Origin of the sequence: uncultured Campylobacter sp., from assembly GCF_937890585.1 — a bacterium.
Lineage (GTDB): Bacteria > Campylobacterota > Campylobacteria > Campylobacterales > Campylobacteraceae > Campylobacter_A.
This window is the reverse complement of sequence record NZ_CALACG010000089.1, coordinates 1-4857: the sequence shown is the minus strand read 5'-3', so window position 1 is coordinate 4857 and position 4857 is coordinate 1. Positions and strand designations below refer to the sequence as shown.

5 protein-coding genes are annotated in these 4857 nt (G+C 41.4%); 1 reads left to right on the top strand and 4 read right to left on the bottom strand.

Going from position 1 to position 4857, the window contains the following annotated elements:
* Positions 1 to 356: 356 nt before the first annotated feature.
* The 4 genes from Q0296_RS02490 to Q0296_RS02475 form a co-directional block, all read right to left on the bottom strand.
* Positions 357 to 524 carry a hypothetical protein gene (locus tag Q0296_RS02490; protein ID WP_298036130.1) on the bottom strand — a complete coding sequence of 56 codons (168 nt, stop codon included), beginning with the start codon at positions 522 to 524 and terminating at the stop codon, positions 357 to 359.
* Positions 525 to 1547: a replication initiation protein gene (locus tag Q0296_RS02485; RefSeq protein ID WP_298036129.1), complete on the bottom strand. Its 1023-nt coding sequence runs from the start codon at positions 1545 to 1547 to the stop codon at positions 525 to 527.
* Positions 1548 to 1969: 422 nt separating this feature from the next.
* Positions 1970 to 3601, bottom strand: coding sequence for a hypothetical protein (locus Q0296_RS02480; protein ID WP_298036127.1), 1632 nt, complete (start codon positions 3599 to 3601; stop codon positions 1970 to 1972).
* Complete coding sequence (locus Q0296_RS02475; RefSeq protein ID WP_295140999.1) at positions 3576 to 3986, bottom strand: hypothetical protein; 411 nt, start codon at positions 3984 to 3986, stop codon at positions 3576 to 3578. The genes Q0296_RS02480 and Q0296_RS02475 overlap by 26 nt, the downstream gene beginning before the upstream one ends.
* 422 nt (positions 3987 to 4408) lie before the next feature.
* Between Q0296_RS02475 and Q0296_RS02470 the strand changes: the two genes are divergently transcribed.
* A partial coding sequence (locus Q0296_RS02470) for a superoxide dismutase family protein (RefSeq protein ID WP_298036125.1) occupies positions 4409 to 4857 on the top strand: 449 nt, incomplete at its 3' end.

Below are 4857 nucleotides of genomic sequence, written 5' to 3'. Positions count from 1 at the left end.
CTTGTAAGCTGGATTGCTACGCATTATAAAAATTTTGATGACGCGATTATTTTTTACGGGGCTTGCGGCGTTGCCGTCGTTCTTTTTATTGGTATAATTTTAGGCACTATGCATACCAAAAAAATTTTAAAAGAAATTAGAGACTTAAAGAAATAGGAGGATAAAATGAGTTCGTTTGTGATCGCTTTCTTTATGGTTGCTAGTGCGATTATTATATGCTGGTCGGCCTTAAGGTCTGTGCAGTCGGAGTAATATTAAATGACTAATATCGGCCTATACGTGCCGTTGGTCTTGCTGGCTAGTTTCGTCGTCGGCTACTTGTGGGTAAAGAGCGGCAAAAAAATACCTGATTTTTTCTAGTCCGCATTTTGCGCGGCTAAGCTCTTCAAAAAGCTTTTCATATTGCGGTCGAATTCTTCAAAGGGTATATATTCTATTTCGCCGCGATCGTCTGCGGCGATGATTTTCTCAAGCTCTTTTTGGTCTGTTTCGTTTAGGTTCGGTTCGTCCTTGATTGTCGTCATTTAGTCTCCGTATCTCTCGAAAGTATTTTTAAAGTGCTTGAAATTGTCAAATCTCATTACGGTCGAGTATTTGTCATCGACGTTGAAAAGTTTGACTTCTATTTGCTCCCCGCTTTGCTCGAAGCTTTGAATTTTTAGTATATCCGTGACGTTCATTTTTTCGTTGTATATGCGTAGGTATCTGCCTATGTACGGGTCAAAGTCATTGACGGCTTTGCCCGTGATAGGGTTGCTGCGCTTTAACTCTCGAAGCATATCTTGGCGCTTGATGTCGCTCGCTATCGTGTCTAAATTTCGGCGGTTTTCTTTTTTGTCGCGCTCGATGTCGCTTATAGGCTGCGGCTCAAAGTAAAATTCTAATGCGTCGATATTTCGTCCGCTTTTAATCTTTTTTATCATAAGCCCTTTGAACGGTGCTCGTCGCTGATCAAACAGGTTGCGTTCTGCTGATAGTTCTCTTATTGCTGGCTTTAAAATTTGCTGGTCTATATTGCACGCTTGATAGCTTTCGGGTATCCCTAAAAGCTCCTTGAAGTCTTTATATTTAATATGCCATAAACCAGTTTGCCTAAACTGCTTCAAATATCGATAAATGGTCTTTGCATACGTCCCGCTAAGCCCCACAAACTCGGCTAATTCATACCTTGTCCAGCCTTTTAGTGGGCTTGAAATATAGCGATCCTTAAAACCTTGTGATACCTGAACTCTTAAAATTCTATTTTTGGTGTCTGTTTCAAGCATGGGAAAAATAATCTCTTGCCGTAAATCCCCTTCATCATTGATTTCATACCGAAATTTAAACTCTTGCAGCTTACCGAGCTTATCTAAGATTTCTTTTCGATAGCTACTGCTGTCAGCTACTTGAGCCAACTCGAATACTTTATAAAAATCAAGTTCTAATATGTAGCCGTCCGTATTTCTAAACTGTTGCAAGATAGTAAAAAATACGTTTTGTTGCGCTTCCGTGAGAGTATTAAATTTTAGCTCGTGTAGCTCGTTTGAATATTTAACGACTTCGTTCATACAATAATCCATATATTATTTTATTATTGTATTATATAAAAAATAGAATAATAAATCAATACCATATATTATTTTTTATAATAGAAAAGTAGCGGAAAATCTATTATTGTATTTCGGAAAATCTATTATTGTATAAAAGGAAAATCTATTATTGTATTTCGGAAAATCTATTATTGTATGATGTCTAAACCCCTTGGTACCATGGCTCTAGCGAGACCCTAAAAGATATAAAAGAATTTAAAAAAGAGGTTAAAAGAAAACTTCGCCGCAAAAAATCGCAAAAATTGGCTTAAACACAATCGGAACCGGGGCGTGTGTACGTGCTTGTGCTTACGCACTGCGCACCGCCCCCTTACCCCCTATTCCGCCTTGCTTATGCGCTAAAGCGCCGCAAGGCTACCTCTTTTAGAGGATAATGTGAATTATCTGCTCAGCCCCATACCGCTACCGCTACGTTTGCGCTTTTCTCGGTCTTGCTCCTCTTTTTGCTCGAGAATCAGTCGTTTTGCATGCTCGATAAGGTTGCCAATAGTTGATTTAGCTCGCTGGAATAGCTGTTCAACTGCTCTTCTTGCGTCTTGATATAGTTTTCGTATCTCGTCATCTCTTTTTCTAATAGCTCTATATTTTGTCCATTGCTTTGTATTTTCTTCGTCAAGTCGTCTATAACGCTCTCGTATTCGTTCTTGATGTTCTGCAGCAGCTCGTTGATTTCTTTTTCGTCTGTCGCTTTCCAGTCGTTTAGCTTCATCGCTAGATCGTTGCTGTAGTCTCGCTCTTGTTTCAACTCTAGGAGCAATTGCTTGACTTGCTGTGTCAATCTCTCGTTTTCTGTTATCAATTCCTCTTCTAATACCGTCATCATCGCTTAATCCTCGATCGTCTTGATGTGTATGTAAGCCATATTGCCATCCATTTGCACTTTCTCTTTGGGTATTTCGAGGAAATAATTGGTCGCTTTTTTGCTCTTGGTTCTCTCGACGTATCTCATTTCCTGTGGAATTTGCCACTGCGTCGCCGGGTTTATTTTGTTCCAGGTTATCCATATGCCCGAGCCTGCTCCGATCAGCGCGAATAATATTGCCGTTAGAGCTAAGGTCGTCCATTTGTAGGCGTTGGTCTGCTTGGCCGAGTGTTCTATCTTTCTGAATGTCGATTCTGCTTTTTGCTCGATGCTTTCTAGTTTTGAGTTCAAATTCTCCGATATTGTATTCATCTCGCCTTGATACAAGTTCGTTAATTTGGTTTCGGTATTGTTGAATTTCTGATTGAATATCTCGGTTATGATATTGACGTATTCTTCGGATTGTTTCTGCGCCGCGCTCTTCAAGCTCTCTAGCGTCTTTGAAATCTGCATAAATTCCTCCTTGAAGTCTATTTTTTTTGGTACTGCCCGGCAGGATCACAGTGATCGAGTTTTTAGTCTCCCGGCTGATTTGTATATTTTCATTGCGTAGCAGTTCTAACATTTGAGCCCTGCTTTTGATTATTCCAGCTTCTACTAGCTCGTGTAAGGTTTTATCCAAAGCTTCAACGTTTGCGTAGTTTTTAATGTCTTTTTTGCTTGCGCTTATAGTATTTTTTCTGCCAGGATCGTCAGGATCGCTAAAGCCGTATTCGAGATTTACGGCTTTTTTCCAAAGATCGATCCTAGTAAGGTCGGGTTTTGAGTAGAAAAACGGATTAAAGCTCGTTCCCGTGACCAAGTCTATTTTTGGGATGATGAAATTTAGCTCCAGCCTACCGCCTTTGTCTTCGTGCTGCACCCACAAGATATTTACGCGCTCCCTCATAAAGTCGCCTAGTAGCGTGCGTTCAAAGTCGGCCATTATCTCTAGCTTAGTTTGGTCTGATATCCTTGCGGCGCTTTCTTGAAAGCTTAAAACTCCGAAGCATACCTTTTGTTTTTTGGTAATTTGGCTTATGATAGCCCTAGTTTGAGCCTCGTCGCCCTTTAAAATTTTTGCCGTACCCTGCTGTACTCTTTCGTTGAGGACGTAATTAACGCTACCTATACCGCCGCCGCTTTTACTGGGTAGAAATTTGACTATCATCGTTTTTTGCTTTTTGCTCGTCTTGATGTTTGCTGTTTAGAAGCTTATAGATGCCCCTTAGGGCTTCAAACGACCTTGATATAATACTTAACCCTACCTTGTCAAGACTTTCGCCCTTGTTGAGCCTCGTAGCGATTTGATTGAGGTTATTACCTTGGCGCGATAGCTCAAGGATAAGCTCTTTTGTGAGTGGCGTTTTCGTAAGAGATCGAGATAGCATCGAATTTACGGCGTATTTGGTAAAATTTACTCCCCCGTTCTCATCCATTTTTTCTTGAATTTTACTCCACTCCTCCGGCGTAAGACGCATTATTTTTGTGATGGTTCTGGTTTTTCCAGCTCTTTTTTTGCTTTTTGGAAAGCTTTTGTTCTGATCGTCAGTCATTACTCCTGCCTCTAATCCAGCTTAAAATTTCGCTTAAAAACCATAAAGGTATGATAACTCCCAGCGAACAGGCTAATAGAAAAAAGACTGAAGAAAATATCAGCCAGCCTAGCATAAAGACGATACCTAGCGTTACAACGTATATGCAGCAAATTAAAATTTTATTTTCTACGGACGAGTTATCGATCAAATTTAAACCTCTCAATTGTTACGGCACGAGTCGCTTAAGGGGGTTAAGGGGGATTTGCCCCCTTACGAGCACCGAACGTTATACGAAATGCGAAAGCATTGCGTATATACGGGCGGTATGCTCGCCCTATAAAATATTTAACTATTTTTTAGAATTATAGCGTAAAAAGTCGGGGTTGTGAATAGGTGGGATGTTTGATACAATAAGAGCTCATCTCATCAAAAGGAAAACAATGAAAAAAATCGTTTTAGCTAGCGCGGCTCTAGGCTGCCTACTCGCCACTAGCGCCCTTGCGCACGAGGAAAAAGTCTTTGATCCAAAGGCTGGCAAGCACCTAGTCGTAACTATGGAGCAACTAAGCGAAAAAGGCAACACCGTCGTGGGCGAGGTCGTAGCGATCGAGACTAACTACGGCGTGGCGTTGTTCCCAAATCTTAAAGGCCTTGAGGGCGGCGCGCACGGATTTCACGTGCATCAAAACGCTGACTGCGGCGCTAACGAGAAGGGTCTTGGTATGAAAGCGGGCGGTCACTGGGATCCAAGCGACACCAAAAAACACTCTTTTGCATGGGATGACAACGGCCACAAGGGCGATTTGCCTGCGCTTTTCGTTGATGCCGAGGGTAACGCGGTTTATCCTGTGCTAGCTCCGAAAATCAAAACTATCGATGAGCTAAAAGG